The following is a 16,109-nucleotide window of genomic DNA, read 5'->3' on the forward strand; positions in this document are numbered from 1 at the left end:
GTTTTTAGGTAACAGTTTTTAAGGTGAAAAGATTATGAAGATTGTAAGAAGTTTATTAAAGAATTTGGCTAATGCCAATCCTAACATTTGGGGATATGTGACGCTCTAAGCGTTTTTCCCTTCAGGTTTTCAGTGTGTATTAATTAAGGTAATTATTATTAGTATTTAAAGCAATGAAAAAAGTAGTAATGCATCTGCTGGAAAGATGTTTGAGAGAAGCCGGCAGAAATGAAATGATGAAGTGGGGATACACTAAATAAAAGTGTTCCCCACTTTTTTTATTTTGACTCAAGTTTGTTTCGTGTCGTTGAGTTTTGAGGCCGGGTCATTTTTTTACATGGAAGTTTACCTCGCCTCTGATCAGCTCTCCTTTTAATGTGAAGCCTTCCACTACCACCTTAAATTCTCCTTCAAGGTCAGAAGTATAGAATGAAAGTGTGGTATCTATTCCTGCTTCTGTCTCTACAGAGGGATTCCAGTATAGCGTATGGCGGAAATCCGGTCTACGTGATTTTTTGTCAGTAGCGTCTTTATATTCAGGCATCTTAAATGTAACAGGCAGTTGCGGACACTCGTAAACCGTTAGTCGTGAATCGTCACTAAGCTGTATGGAAGGTAAGTCTCCTCTTTGGGTAGTAAGTGAAATCATGCATTCGAATACTTCACCACCAAATCCATAACGGCCGTTATATATTTCGATTTTCTTCACCAATCTGGGATTATATTTTAAAATATCCTCATGGTCATGAATGGGAACACCGTCCAGCAGTACCAATGTATTTCCGATATTGAATCTTTTTTCTCCTTCTTTGAGTACTCTTAATCTACGTTTTCCATTAACTTTACGTATTATCACACTGCGTACGAATTCCACGAAAGTTTCTGTCATTGTATTGAATCGTGTGTATTCATCCAAATTGTAATTCAGATAAGGTTGAAGTCCATAACAAGATTGCAGAGGAATAGCATGATCCAATGAATCGAGCACTGTGACTTGCTGCAGCTGTATACCTATGCTCCTTTCCAACAGTCGTTTTTTATTCCGATAGAGTTTTAATGATGGCAGGTTTTGGGGTAACTTTTCACTGAAGGGTGATAAGATGTTCATTCTGAACGGTTCCCCGTTAATGTTCCATGCAGCGGCTACTACATCGTTTGTTCCATATACATGGCTTGTGTAGAACAGTGTATTTCCTTCCGATTCCACTTGTCCTTGCACATATCGTATATCTTTTCCTACGAAAGCGATGTCGGCTGATATAGGTTCATTTTGTACTTGCTTCAATGTTTCTCCTGTAGGGCTTTCTATCTGTCCGCAGATGATATGCCCTTCATATTCCGGTATCCATTTTCCGGAAAATGTTCCGGGAGTAGCGGTCACTTGTTTTCTCCAGGTGGATTCTTCAAGAGGCGGGAGGGTTACCAGTGAATCATTACGGCTTACCGAGACAGTAAGATCGGATACTTCATCCGGTAGTCTATTAATGGTCAATTCTACGAGTTGGCGTGTGTTGTAGTTCGACCGGGAAGTTTTTATATGAATATTTTCGGTGGTAGCCGGTTTCCCTTTCGGATATATCTCGGCAGAATCCGCTAGTTCAATAGGATCGGAGTCTGATACTCGGAAAGTGTTAATTACAGCAATGGATTTTCTGAAGAACACTTTTTCTCCTTCATTCCTCATATATCGTGTGTATCCGGTCAATTCATAAATTCCCGAAGGAGCGTCTGTAGGAATCTTGACTTTGCCCGAACCGCTCCCATTGTCAAGTGCCAGTTTAAGTTGTGCTTTAGGCCGTTCAGTATTCGATATTTCTACGTATCCCACTTTGCTGAAAGAAGATGGGCGAAAATGTGTGTCAATAGTATAAAATTTGAGCCATACTTCTTCACCGGCCAAATAACACGTTTTATCCGTATGTACGTATACCCGTTCATATAATTCTTCTTGTGCTTGCAAAATCAGACAGAATAAGATAAAGAGATATAGTGTGAAAATCCGTTTCATAATTGCCTCCTTTTGTTTAAGTTATTGATGATCGTTGGGCCAGAATGAAGGCTTGTTTTTACTTCCTCCGTTGGCTTCACATTCTGTACATCTCCGTAGGGCCCAGTGGTCAATGTGAGTGCCTGTACCGACTGGACGATAACCGGCAAGGTATCTTATCAGATATGTGCTATAGCCCTGTTCATCCATTTCGCTATCCGACACTTCTTCACAGCCACTGTATAGAGGAGGACGTTTAATTTCGTTGGGATGAATGTATATTCTCTTTTCAGAGATGTTTTTATAGACGCCTACATAACCGATCGTCCTTCGTTTGGGCTGACTGATACAACTAATGTTTCCTTGGATTTCAGAGGGTTGTGGAGTAAAGATTCCTCCCATTTCTTCATTCTGTTGCTGTACATTCAAGTAATATTCATATCCCTCTTTACTCAATGCCCGTTGCTGTACCTGTATGCTGTATAGTACAGTGAATCTGTCTTCATTGACCGGCACATCAAGTAGCTTATTATTTATGATCAGATGTTCTTTCAACTTTTCCGTAGAGCCAATCAATATATTTCTTGATATTTCCTTTTTCCAACAATAGAAAGTTGGATAATTGCTGTCTTCATAGATGCGGTTCATATCCGGATCAAAGTAGCAAGTTGTAATGTAGCTGGCTCTTATCTCCCAGTCTTCCCGATAGTTCCACATGTAGTATTGAGTTTTTCCGGGATCACCATGGGTCGATACCCGTATAGAAAGTGCTTGTTCAGGTTCTGGTTGTATCCACGAAACACTGTCTATTTCAGAAGATACCATCGGTGTGGAAGGAGACGAGGTATAAATCTCTCCGTCGTATTCTATCTCTATTCCGTAGGATACATCATCCTGCAATTCACCGATACTGACCTGGTATTTACCATCACCAAGAGCCGTTCCGAAATCACTTCGATAGCCGTCGCTGCCTACTACAGCAATTCTGGCATAAATGTTTCGATAATCTTCCGGCATGTCTTCGGATAGTGGAATACTTTTGCTTAATGAGAATATGGCTTCTGTATTAGCGATAATGTCGCCGGTTACTACCAGCAATTCTTCATCGGAAGAAGGTAGTTGTGCGTTGTATTCTGAAACACAACCTGTCAGGCAGAGTAGTAACAGATAGATTTTATATTTTGATTTCAGCATGATGTTAGAATTTTATGTTATACGTAATGAAAGGAATCGGAACTCCGAAAATAGACATCTGGTATCCTTTTATTTGTCCTTCTTCCGGCATATAATAAATAGAATACACATTCTTTCTTCCGGTGACATTGTATACCCCAATCGAAATAGAACTATGTGTCAACAGGGTCAGATGATGGCTGGGTTCTATATTAAAAGAGATGTCTGTACGAAAGTAATCCGGTATGCGGTATGAGTTTCTTTCCGTATAGTAAACTCGCATCGATTGCGTTGATTCATCATAATACTGTCCGGCAGGTATGGTAGTGGGGCGTCCTGTGCTATAATCCACGTTGATTGACATACTGTATCGATGCGTAAATTTGTAATTACCTACAAACTTAAAGTCGTGAGGCTTATCGTATTCTGTAGGATACCAGTCACCGTTATTCACCGGTTTCTCAATTCGTTTATCATTCTGTCTCAAGAAGGTACGTGAATACGTGTAACTCATCCATCCGTTGAGCTTACCGACTTGTTTTTTTACCTGCAATTCTACGCCATAAGCATGTCCCTGCGTGTTGATGACGTCAGTTTCAATATGGTGGTTCATAAGTAGCTTTGCTCCTCCACGATAATCCAGGTAATCGGACATTCGTTTGTAATATCCTTCCACAGAATATTCCCAGATGCCACTCGGAGAATTTAGATAAAGTCCGGCTGCGGCTTGCCAGCCTCTTTGGGGTTTGATGTTCACATCGCTCAACTTCCATGTATCCGTTGGCGACATAATGACAGTGTTCGACAACTTATGGATATATTGCCGCATCGAGTTAAATCCGGCTTTGACCGAGAAATTATCTGTGAAGGCATACCGGGCGGATAACCGGAATTCCGGCCCATGATAAGTCTTCATGAATTTTCCTGCTCCTGCAGTGATGGTGTCCGTTATGGTCGATTCGTGTGGGAGCATGCCTGATGCATATTGATAGTACGAACGTGGACCGAGTGCACTGAACAGTGAGTAACGGATACCTGCGTTGACCGATAGTTTGGGAGTGATTTCCCATTCATCACCTAAATAAAATGCCGTTTCCAAGGCTTTATCCTTTTGTAAAACGTCCTTTTTTACAAATGATTCACTTCCTTCAGGTTCATAAGTGCCCGAATTGATATGATAGAGCATGGACTTGAAACCAAAGTTGAGCGTGTGCTTATCGGCCAGTATGTTTGTGAAGTCTGCTTTGACAAAATACTGATTAATATCAAATGAAAGTTTATAAGCAGCTGATGCATTGACGGTCTCGCGGTTATTGTAATCGTAATGATCGTATCCGGCGGAGAAGTATCCTATCAGTTTTTCGTTAAATACAGCTCTCCATCGTGCGGAAGCATTGAGATTATTGTAGCCGTATTTTTCGTTTGAATTGAAAGCGAAACGGTCATGACTATAGTATCCGTAGACATTAAGACTATGTTTGTCATTGAATTTATGTGCCACAATAGCAGCCAAATCATAAAAGCCGGCGGTACCGTTTTTGTATCCGCTTTTCTCCGGAAGCTGCTTCATGATCCAGTCAGAATACGTAGTACGCCCACTTAGTAATACAGACGTTCTGTCTTTGATAATCGGAATCTCCAGATTCAGTTTACTCGTTACCAGACCGATACCGGCCGAACCGGTGAATTTTTCTTTATTGGCTTCTTTACCGGTGATATCTAGAATGGATGAAATACGTCCACCATATTGTGCCGGGATGCTGCTTTTATATATCTCGGCTTCTTTTACCATATCTGAATTGAAGGCTGCAAAAAAGCCGAATAAATGGTTCGGGTTATAGATGGTTCCGTCATTTAGCAGAATTAGATTCTGGTCGGTAGCTCCACCACGTACGTTGAAGCCGCTTGAAGCTTCACCTACTGTTTTTACACCGGGTAAAGCCTGTACCATCTTTAAAATGTCTACTTCTCCCAAGGCCATCGGGATATTCTTCAATTGGGTTGGACGCAGTGTTTCTGCACCTAATTGCGTACTTTTCACATTTTGTATACGTCCGGAAGTAATGGTTACTTCGTCCAGCATATGTGTAGTTTCTTCAAGTTCGATGTCCAGTGTACCATCACTGTAAAGCATAATTTGTCGACGGGTATCTTTAATGTTAAGTCCTTTGATATCAATTTGTTTGTGTCCGGTAGGAAGTTCAAGAGTAAAGTTTCCCTTAACATCTGTTGTCGTCGCAATCCATGGGTCCTTTAAAATCAGATTGATGCCTATCATGGGCTCACCGGTTTTAAAGTTAGTAACTTGCCCTTTGAGTACCGCTTTTCGTGGTGGTTGCTTGATTCGTACATCTCCCACATTATACACTTTGTTTTCTGAAGATGCCTTTTCAGGTTCTCCGCTTAGGTAAGTATATACGTCACCATAATAACTTTCGCCTTTTTCCGGTTCTCCGGTCAGTTTAGCAGGTAATAGCGTGATGAGTTCCTGCTCTTTCAGCACGAATAAATTGTTTCCGGATACTGACAATTTATAGGGAGTCGGCTCAAGTGCTTCTTTTAATTGTTGCAGGGGTGAAGCTTTTCCTTTCACCAAAACCTTGAAAGGAGCACTAATAGTGCTGAAAAACCTATAGGGTGTATTTTTTTCTACAGTCTCCAATAAGGAGTCAATAGTTATACTGTCGGCAGGAAGTGAGAGGGGGTGTTGAGCCGTCATTTGTTGCGGCCATGCAAATAGTAGGGGCAACATCCATAAGTATGTACTTTTTTTCATCGTGTTTGTTTTTGGTCTATCAATTCTTCACAAAAGTTAGTAAGAGCGATTAATGAGGCATCAGCGTCATGGCGAAAATTAAGTTTATGTTTTCGTGCGTAACGTTTTATCAGTTTATGTTGCTCCGGAAAGATCTTGGCAAACGACTTGTTGTTACTGACGGGATAATATATCCCATTGTATTCCAGATAATATTTTACTCCGTATATGAAATATTCAGTTTGATGTTTGCGGGTTTTGGCTATTTTTTCTACGTTGATCTGAGCAACGGAGTATGTTTTTCGTGCCAGCAGTCTCAGTCGCTTTCCGTCTTGTAGTAATTCGTAAAATCCCTTATTGAGATCTGTCTTCTTTGTCGGACGGAAATAGATAAATGTAGTATTGTGCAGGTTGACTTGTTCGATTCCTTCATTATTGATAATCATGCTGTAATGGCTGTCAGGAGTCAGTGCACAAAGTTGGTCTTTGTGTAAATCCAAATGAAGATCCAGTCCCGGGTATCGGTTTCCTTTGAAGATAATCTCTCCTGTGGTAAATTCATCACCTTGAAAATAGGGAAGATTGTCGTATTGGGCAAGACTGTATGTTAATTCGATTTCACCATTGTAAATAGTAACATAGTCTCCTGCTGCTTTTAAGTAGTTTTCTATTGGATAAGTTTGCGAGTAAATGGTTTCTCCATTGAATAATAACGCAGTAATGGCCAGTATGTGCCTTAAGTAATGTCGGTTTTTCATAAAATGTTGTGCCTTAGTTTGTGATTAGATAAATGGTTCTTATTACAAAGATACCCGAAAAAGTTTTGCTATTTTGATTTTTGTGTTAAAAGAGATTAATTAGAACCATTAATAATCGTATCACGTTTGCCCTGTTCTCTTTTTTTAAGCTAAAAAGAACAAATCTTTAAACTTTAATTTGTTACTTTGTTAATTATGTATTGATACTTAAACTTTTAATATATGAGAATTAAACTGATTTGTATTATCGTGTTACTTTCTATGGGGATGATGTCATGGACATATGCTCAATCATACGATAGATTATGGAAGCAAGTGGAGCAGGCCCAGCAGAAAAGTTTGCCCCAAACAGTTGTCCGATTAACCGGTGAAATTTATCAAAAAGCTAAAGCAGAGAAGAATTCTCCTCAAATGCTGAAAGCTTATATTTGGCAGATGAAATTTAGGGAAGAGATTACTCCGGATAGCTTTTACGTGTCGTTGAATGGCTTAGAGCAGTGGGCGGTGACTACGGACAAGCCATTGGACCGTGCAATCCTGCATTCGCTTATCGGTAGTATGTATGCAGATTATGCTTCCCAAAACCGTTGGAAACTGAATCAACGTACGGATTTGGAAGAAGAAGCTCCCTCTGTTGATATCCGGGAGTGGAGTAAGAATCAGTTTGTAACTAAAGTAATGACAGAAATAGCCGTAACATTTCAAGACTCTTTGCTACTGCTCGATACTTCCTCCCGAAGCTACATTCCTTTTGTGGAACTTGGAGTAACCAGTGATTACTATCATCATGATATGTATCATTTGTTGGCTTCCCGTGCCATTACTTCATTGGAGAATCTGTCCGGATTTGGCCGTGATTCTTTAATAAATGTACGCATTGAAGAAATTTATCAGCATATGATGAATTCATATCGTCGGACTGATAATCACGATGCTCTGTTGCTTACTACTTTGGATTATTTGCAGTGGAAGAGGCTTACTGATATCGATTTTCGGCCTTATCGTGCTCCGGAGGGGAAACTTGGCTTGACACAGGATCCTTATTTGGCTGCACTGGACAAACTGATTGCCGAAAATAAGTCACATGATGTCTGTGCAGAAGTTTATTTGCTCAAGGCACAGGCGGCAATGGATGCAGGAGTGCCCGCTTCTGCGTTACAATTGTGCGAAGAGGCTATCTCTCGCTATCCGGACTATCGCCGCATCAATGCTCTGAAAGAACTGAAGCAAGAAATTCTGCGTCCCGATCTGACAGTACAATCCCCGTCAACAGTTTATCCGGGTGAGGAGTTTGATTTAAAAGTCAGCTTTAAAAATTTGAAAGACTTTACGGTAGAGTTGTATGTAATTAATTTACCGGCACGTCCGAATACGGTGGAAGCACCCAATGACGCATTTCTAAAAAAACATGGACGTTTACTTTCATCGGAACATTATGTTCTCTTCCCGTCAGATGACTATAAAGTGAAAGATTCCATCTACCACATAAAGGCATCTGAAACAGGACTGTACGCCCTCCGTGTTATTCCGGGTGTTAAGGTTCGTTCCAATGTTTCAAAATTTCTCTATTCTACTTGCTTTAAAGTTCTTACCCGATCTCTACCTTCTAATCTGAGTGAGGTAGCTATTCTCGATGCTATGAGTGGCAAGCCTTTGCAGGGTGTTGTTCTTTCATTCTTCGATCGACAGAACAAACAACTTCTGACAGCCACTACCAATACCGAAGGGAAAGTACAGTTTGCTTCGTCGGAAAAATATAGGTATCTGACTGCTGCCAAAGGGAATGATACAGCTATGCCGCAGATGTATTTATGGGGAGGAGATTATAATTTTGCAGACCATTCAAAACCTGTTTCTGTGGTAACTTTGCTTACCGACCGTTCTGTTTATCGTCCGGGGCAGACTGTCTATGTAAAAGGCATTGCCTATGAACAGTATCCTGACTCTGCCCATGTGATTGCGGGACAGGAATATACGCTGACTCTTTCGGATGCCAATGGGCAAGAAATCAGTGCAAAGAAGCTGCGTACCAATGATTTTGGATCTTTCACCGCAGAATTTGTTTTACCGTCCGTTTGTTTGAACGGTACTTTCAGTTTGAATACTCAAAACGGATTTCGTTCCATTCGTGTAGAGGATTACAAACGTCCTACATTTGATATTACTTTTGAGCCGGTGACTGAAAGTTATCGGTTGGGAGATCGTGTCGAGTTGAAAGGGAGTGTAAAAACTTTCAGTGGTGTGCCGTTACAGGATATTCCTGTTGCTTATACCATTACCCGCTCATTGTATACTTGGCGGATGTGGGGGATGAATCCGGTTATTTTGGCCTCTGACACTGTCCGTTTGGGAGTAGATGGAAACTTCGAAATTCCTGTGGATCTGAAACCAGACACTTCGAATCCCGATTTGGGAGACGGTGACAATACCTCTTTATATTATGACTATAAAGTGCAGCTTTCAGTAACCAATGTCGCAGGTGAAACGCAAACCTCAGAAACAAGTCTGCGGGCAGGAAAGACCTCTTTGTTATTGTTTGCTGATATATCCGGACTGATTTGCAAGGATGATTCTGTGAAAGCGACTTTTCGGGTAAATAATCTGGATCGTAAACCGGTCAGTGTCGAAGGCAGTTACCGGTTGTTTTTGATTTCCGATTATCAGAAATCAAAACCCTTGAAAGAACAGGACGTTTCCGATCAACCGGCTCTTTCCGGTTCGTTTAGGTCCAATGAAGAGATCTTGTTCTCCGATTGGAAAAAACTTCCTTCAGGTGCTTACAAACTTGTAGCTTCGGTGAAAGATGATCAAGGCCGTAAGGTAGATGCGGAAAAGGTAGTGATTCTTTTTGCTTCCGATGATAAGCGTCCTCCGGTATCTATGCCTTTGTGGTGTTATGAAGTGAATACCCGGTTTGATGCAGCACATCCTGCCCTGTTCTATTTTGGTACTTCCGAAAAAGATACTTATGTCTTAATGGATGTGTTCTGTGGTAATAAGCATCTGGAGAGTAAGCTTCTTCATTTGTCCGATTCTCTTGTTCGTTTTGAATATCCGTATCGGGAAGCCTACGGGAATGGTTTGGGTATTACCTTTGTATTTGTTCGTAAAGGTGTTGTTTACGAACAGGAGGTAAGCCTGATAAAACGTTTGCCCGATCATAACTTGAATATGCGTTGGGATGTATTCCGTGATAAATTACGTCCCGGGCAGGAAGAGGAATGGAAACTGACTATCCGTAATCCACAGAAATCACCTGTTTTGGCCGAAATGCTGGCTACTATGTATGATGCCTCTTTGGATAAAATTTGGAAGACCAACCAGTCATTGCAATTACATTATCAACTTTCTGTCCCCATTGCTCGTTGGAGGAGAGATTATGTTGGCTCAAACTATTTTTATTTTGGTTTCCGCCGGACTGATTTTAAGGTGCCTCCGTTTAGCTATGATCATTTTGACTTGCCTCCGGTTTTATATGCGGTTGCCGAAATGTTGTCGGTCACCAATGATGCTGCCCCGACTACCCGATATGCACGTCTGCGCGGAATGGGTGCTGCAAAACCACAAATGAAGAGCGCTGCCGTAGCCGATGTCGTTTTCGAATCTGAAATGGTTCCTGTTACGGAAGAGAGCGGAATGGCAATGTCAATGGACAATGCCGATATGGGTAGGACAACAGATATAGAGTTACGTACCGACTTTGCGGAAACTGCCTTCTTTTATCCGCAGCTTCACACGAACGTTCAGGGTGAGGTCAGTTTCTCTTTCCGTATGCCTCAAAGTCTCACGACCTGGAATTTCCGAGGATATGCTCATACACAAGATATGATGACAGGGCAGATGGATGCTACTGCTGTTACCAGTAAAGAGTTTATGCTTACTCCGAATCTACCTCGGTTTGTCCGGGTAGGAGATCACACTTCCATGGCTGCTTCTGTTAGTAATCTGACCGGTAAAAATCTGTCTGGTACTGTGAAACTGGTACTTTTCGATCCAATGACAGATCAGGTAATATCGACCCAACAGAAGAAATTTAATGCCGGAGCCGGACAGAGTGTCGGTGTAAGTTTCTTGTTCACAGTAACCGATAAATATGAACTTTTGGGATGCCGGATGATTGCCGAAGGAGGAAATTTCAGTGATGGAGAGCAGCATTTGCTTCCGGTTCTCAGTGATAAGGAGAACTTGACAGAGACTTTGCCCATGCCTGTTCGTGGCGAGCAAACACGTACTTTTTCTTTGGCCGATCTGTTCAATCACCATAGTAAGACTGCGACCAACCGCCGTTTAACTGTAGAGTTTACTTCCAATCCGGCTTGGTATGCAGTGCAAGCATTACCGGCACTATCACAACCTCGGAATGATGATGCTATTTCGTGGGCTACTTCCTGGTATGCCAATACAATGGCTTCTTATATCATGAATGCTCAGCCACGTATTCAGGCAATATTTGATAGTTGGAAACTCCAGGGAGGCACTAAAGAAAGCTTCTTGAGTAATTTGCAAAAAAATCAGGAAGTGAAGAATATCCTTCTTTCTGAATCTCCTTGGGTGATGGAAGCGACTTCGGAAAGCGAACAAAAAGAGCGTATTGCCACTTTATTCGATTTGAATAATATCCGTAACTGTAATACAGCAGCTTTGTTGAAATTAAAGGAACTCCAGTTACCTGATGGTTCGTGGAGCTGGTATAAAGGAATGGACGGAAGTCTTTTTGTCACCGACTTCATTGTAGAACAGAATGCACGTATAGCCCTGCTTACAGGGAAGCCGCTGGAGGGAGGAGCGCTGGATATGCAACAAGCAGCTTTCGGTTATCTCCATAAAGAAGCCTTGCAGGAATATCGTTCTATCCGTGAGGCAGAAAAGGTTGGCAATAAATCAGAGGGAATTTCACGAAGTGCATTGAAGTATCTTTATTTGATTGCTGTCTCTGGCGAAAAAGTTCCGGCATCGGTGAAAGAAGGTTATGATTACTTCCTATCCAAAGTTGCTCCATCATTGTCTCAACAATCCGTCACCGAGAAGGCCTGGTCGGCTATTGTATTACAGAAGGCAGGTAAGGTAAAAGAAGCTCAGGAGTTTATGGCATCTCTCAAAGAATATCTTACTCAAACAGACGAGCAAGGCATGTTCTTTGATAGGACTGATAGTCCGTATGCTTGGAATAACTTAAAAGTGCCTGCCCATGTTGATGTAATGGAGGCTTTTGAGATGGTAGGCAGCAATGCCACGATTGTTGAAGAAATGAAAATGTGGCTTTTAAAACAGAAGCAAACTCAACAGTGGGACTCTCCGGTAGCTACAGCCAATGCTGTTTATGCTTTGCTTTACCGGGGTACTAATTTATTGGATAATCAGGGAGACGTGCGTATTGTCCTTGGCAATGAAGTTTTAGAAACGATAAGTCCTGCCAAGACGACTGTTCCGGGATTAGGCTATATCAAAAAGACTTTTACCGATAAGAAGACCGTGAATACCGATGAGATTATCGTTGAAAAGAGAGATCCGGGTATTGCCTGGGGAGCAGTTTATGCACAGTTCGAAGAGAATCTTGATAAAGTGGTCCGCCAGGGAAGTGGGTTGAATGTTGATAAGAAATTGTATGTAGAGACGATTGTTAATAATAATCGCCGGTTACAGCCGGTTATCGGTAAAACTCAATTAAAGGTTGGTGATAAAGTAGTTGTTCGTCTGACCGTTCGTCTCGATCGTACAATGGACTTTGTACAATTGAAAGATCAACGTGCTGCTTGTCTTGAACCGGTAGAGGTCCTGTCCGGATATCGTAATGTCGGTGATGTCGGTTGTTATGTTGCAGTAAAAGATGCTTCTACCGATTTCTTCTTCGATACTTTGAATAAGGGGACTTATGTTTTAGAATACAGTTATCGTGTAGACCGTGCGGGAAGTTATGAAGCAGGAATTGCTACTATTCAAAGTGCCTATGCACCCGAATATGCTGCCCATTCAGCTTCTGCCCGTTACGAAGTTTCTCAGTAAATAGAACTCTGTCTTTTTTTAAGATGCAGATACTTGGATTATGTAAGTATCTGCATCTCTTTTTTATTTTTAGTTTATAATCTTTGAATTATATTATAATATTTTTATTAAAATGGTTTTTGTTGCAAATAAAACTTATCTTTGTAGGATATGATTGTTAAACCTTAAATCTATTTTTATGAAAATAAAAAAATTATTTACTATTCTAACAGTGCTTTGTTTCTCTGCTTTAGCAGGAGTTGTGTTTCTTAAATTCGTAGATAATAAAAAGAACGCCAGAGATATTGCATTGGCAAATGTTGAATCTCTTGCTAATGCTGAAGGCGATGGTATAGGGAATGAGGATAATCCATCAACTACGATAAAAAAGTGTGTAAGCTCCAGTGAATTTACAAAAGATGATTCTACGGGAGAGTATTATTTGGTGTGTAATTCAGGAACTACCGAAAGCGTTATTTACCGTTGTCCATCTGGTACTACCGAAGGTCACAAAGATTGGATATATAGTTTTCTTTATTGTACGAGATAGTTAACTAATACATGTTAGAATGATGGTTTTAAAAAATAAATGGAAGAATAGGTTTATTTTAATCCTTTTCATGGTCGGATTTGTTTTTTTTGCTTGTAAAGAAGAGACGGATCTTTACTTTAATGGTGATATAACAGTTATCAAATCGTTTGATAACGATACTTTGTTGTCTCCGGTAAAAGTAGAGCTTGAAGATATTTATGACGGTTCAGTATTAGCGTATGACTCATTATTGTTTTTTACTTCGCATAAATATAGTGATTGCTGGATGTATGTATTTAGTGTGAATAGTGGCAAACATATCGCTTCTTTATGTCCCAAAGGGCAAGGGCCAAATGACTATTTATCCTGTAAAAACTCTCAGCAGTTTATAAGGGAGAATGGCGAATTGAAGTTATGGGTCAGAGATAATGCCAAATCAGCTAGATTATTGAATATTACAAAGTCTATAGAGACAGGAGCTACTGTTTGCGATGCTATTATTCCCATGGATTGGAATAAATATTTCGTTTACCCGGCTACTACCCTGTTCTTTTTGAAAGATGGATATATATTAGGGCAAAATCAGTGTGAGGAACAGTATTCCAAAGGTAAAGAATATATTCCGCGCAAATTTTATTTATATAAAGATTCTTTGGGGAATAAAGTGAAGGAATATAAGTTGTTCAACCGACCGGTTATTTTGAAGGATGATAAATATGATGTTCTGAGTGGCATGTTTTACGCTAATCATAGTTATATACATCCAGATCAGACTAAAGTGGCCATTGCCATGCAGCGGGTTGCCCAGATCACCATATTAGATGTAAAGTCAGGAAAACAAGTAGGGTACAGGATGGATGATACGCTTGACTTCAGTGATATAGAACAAAATCTTGAGTGCATACGCTATTATTATACAAGTGCGGCTGTGAATTCACGATATATATTTGCCCTTTATATTGATCAGGCAGAAATGGGAGGTAAGTATCCTTTTAAATCAAAGACTGTCCATGTCTTCAATTGGGAAGGGCGGCCCGTATATAAGATACAGTTGGATAAGGAGATCTCTTGGATCACTTTAGATCCTCAAAATAATAGATTGTACGCTCAGGGTGAAGATGATTCGATTTGGGCTTATGACGTTTCCTGGCTTAGTAAATGAAGTATTGATGGGAAAGCTTGGAATTCTTAGTCTGATGTTCTGCACCATTGTTCTATTATCCTGTGGTAAAAAGAATAACGTATATCCGGAACTAGAAGCTTTTATCGGAAAAGAAATTATCTTTTCCGATAAAAACTTTAATACGGTTGGTAATAAGGCTTTTAAAGACCAATTTTTACTGATATCTTATGTCGATTCGGGTAATTGTACACCTTGTAGTTTGGAGAAGATGCAATATATGAAAACAAATAAGCGTCGGTTGCTGGATACGCATACAGGAGTTCTTATGATTGTGCATGAAAAAGATACTTTTACTGTTAATGAGGTGTTTAGACAAATGCATGTCAGTTATCCGATATTTTTTGATTCATTGGGATGTTTTAAAAAAGAAAATGGTATTTTTGATAATCCTTTATATCAAGATTTCGTTATAGACCGCTCAAATAAGGTAGTATGGTTGGGAAACCCTTTACGTAATAAGCAGTCATGGCAGCAATACGAGAAAGCCATATCTATGTTAATGGATAGTGGTAAATAGTTGCTTTAAGAGTATTTACAAAAGAAGTATGTTATCATGTCTTGTGCTTAAAAATATGTAATCAATGGCAGAATCTCACTGAAAACCCCTATTTTTGTACTCTAAACAACTAATAATTATAAAACAGAGACGAATGAAACGTAGTTTACTCTTCATATTTACTTTACTTACTATTACTTTATCGGCTGTAGCTCAACCTCGTATCTCTTCTAATAAGGAGACCCATCATTTCGGACAAATCGAATGGAAACGTCCGGTTTCTGTAGAATATACTATTACCAATACAGGTGATAAACCTTTGGTACTGACTAATGTTACCACTTCTTGTGCCTGTTCGGTTGCTAACTGGACGAAAACTCCGATTGCTCCCGGAGAAAAAGGAACAGTTAGTGCTACGTTTGATGCTAAAGCGCTAGGGCATTTCAATAAGTCAATCGGCATTTACAGCAATGCACAGCCTAGTTTGGTTTATCTGAATTTTGACGGGGAGGTGGTTCAGGAAATCAAGGACTTTACTAAAACACATCCTTATGCAATCGGGCAAATCCGGATTGATCGTACAGATATTGATTTTCCGGATGCACACAGTGGAGAGAAACCGGTAATCACATTAGGAGTAGTCAATCTTTCCGATCGTCCATACGAACCTGTATTGATGCACCTTCCGCCTTATCTGAAAATGGAAACTAATCCGACCGTCCTTTTAAAGGGTAAGAAAGGAACCATTACTCTCACACTCGACACCAAACAACTAATGGATTTGGGCTTGACCCAGTCTTCTGTTTATCTGGCTCGTTTTGCCGGTGATAAAGTGGGTGAAGAGAACGAAATACCTGTGTCAGCAGTCCTTCTTCCGGACTTTTCAGGAATGACCGAACAGGATAAGGCGGTCGCTCCTGTTATTCGCCTGTCCGAATCTAAGATTGATTTAAGTCAGGTGCTGGCCAAGAAAAACAAAGCCAGACGAGACATTGTTATCACTAATACAGGTAAATCTCCTCTGCAAATTAGCAAACTGCAAGTATTTAATCCGGCAGTGGGGGTTGCTTTGAAAAAAACTGTACTGCAACCGGGTGAAAGTACTCGGCTGAGGGTGACTGTTCTGAAAAAGAACCTTGGAAAGAAAAAGAGACATTTACGTATCCTGATGATCACCAATGATCCGGTGCAACCGAAAGTGGAGATCGATGTAAAAGCTACGAATAACGAATCACATAATTAA

Annotated in this window: 9 protein-coding genes; 5 read left to right on the plus strand and 4 right to left on the minus strand. The window is 40.4% G+C overall.

Annotated elements, in window-relative coordinates; genetic code table 11:
- Window positions 1–325: 325 nt before the first annotated feature.
- Genes BF9343_RS03315 through BF9343_RS03330 form a run of 4 tightly spaced genes read right to left on the minus strand, consistent with a single transcriptional unit; the run spans window position 326 to window position 6,673 of the window.
- The gene (locus BF9343_RS03315) at window positions 326–2,008 is read right to left on the minus strand and encodes a hypothetical protein (protein ID WP_010992153.1); all 1,683 of its coding nucleotides are present in this window, start codon (window positions 2,006–2,008) and stop codon (window positions 326–328) included.
- Window positions 2,009–2,029: 21 nt separating this feature from the next.
- Entirely contained in the window at window positions 2,030–3,181 is a 1,152-nt protein-coding gene (locus tag BF9343_RS03320) for a DUF4249 domain-containing protein (RefSeq protein WP_005813299.1), read from the minus strand.
- Window positions 3,182–3,185: 4 nt separating this feature from the next.
- The gene (locus BF9343_RS03325; protein ID WP_010992154.1) at window positions 3,186–5,936 is read right to left on the minus strand and encodes a TonB-dependent receptor; all 2,751 of its coding nucleotides are present in this window, start codon (window positions 5,934–5,936) and stop codon (window positions 3,186–3,188) included.
- Entirely contained in the window at window positions 5,933–6,673 is a 741-nt protein-coding gene (locus BF9343_RS03330) for a hypothetical protein (protein ID WP_005784880.1), read from the minus strand. The genes BF9343_RS03325 and BF9343_RS03330 overlap by 4 nt, the downstream gene beginning before the upstream one ends.
- A gap of 222 nt (window positions 6,674–6,895) precedes the next feature.
- Between BF9343_RS03330 and BF9343_RS03335 the strand changes: the two genes are divergently transcribed.
- From BF9343_RS03335 to BF9343_RS03355, 5 genes are all read left to right on the plus strand, one after another.
- On the plus strand, window positions 6,896–12,676 hold the full coding sequence (locus tag BF9343_RS03335; RefSeq protein ID WP_010992155.1) for an alpha-2-macroglobulin family protein: 5,781 nt from the start codon (window positions 6,896–6,898) through the stop codon (window positions 12,674–12,676).
- A gap of 178 nt (window positions 12,677–12,854) precedes the next feature.
- Window positions 12,855–13,205 carry an NVEALA domain-containing protein gene (locus tag BF9343_RS03340; RefSeq protein ID WP_005784884.1) on the plus strand — a complete coding sequence of 117 codons (351 nt, stop codon included), beginning with the start codon at window positions 12,855–12,857 and terminating at the stop codon, window positions 13,203–13,205.
- 19 nt (window positions 13,206–13,224) lie between these two features.
- Window positions 13,225–14,349, plus strand: a complete 1,125-nt coding sequence (locus BF9343_RS03345; RefSeq protein ID WP_010992156.1) for a BF3164 family lipoprotein — start codon at window positions 13,225–13,227, stop codon at window positions 14,347–14,349.
- Window positions 14,350–14,356: 7 nt separating this feature from the next.
- Window positions 14,357–14,887, plus strand: a complete 531-nt coding sequence (locus BF9343_RS03350) for a redoxin family protein (protein ID WP_010992157.1) — start codon at window positions 14,357–14,359, stop codon at window positions 14,885–14,887.
- 133 nt (window positions 14,888–15,020) lie between these two features.
- Complete coding sequence (locus BF9343_RS03355; protein ID WP_005796193.1) at window positions 15,021–16,109, plus strand: DUF1573 domain-containing protein; 1,089 nt, start codon at window positions 15,021–15,023, stop codon at window positions 16,107–16,109.

It is taken from the genome of Bacteroides fragilis NCTC 9343 (assembly GCF_000025985.1).
Taxonomy (GTDB): Bacteria; Bacteroidota; Bacteroidia; order Bacteroidales; family Bacteroidaceae; genus Bacteroides; species Bacteroides fragilis.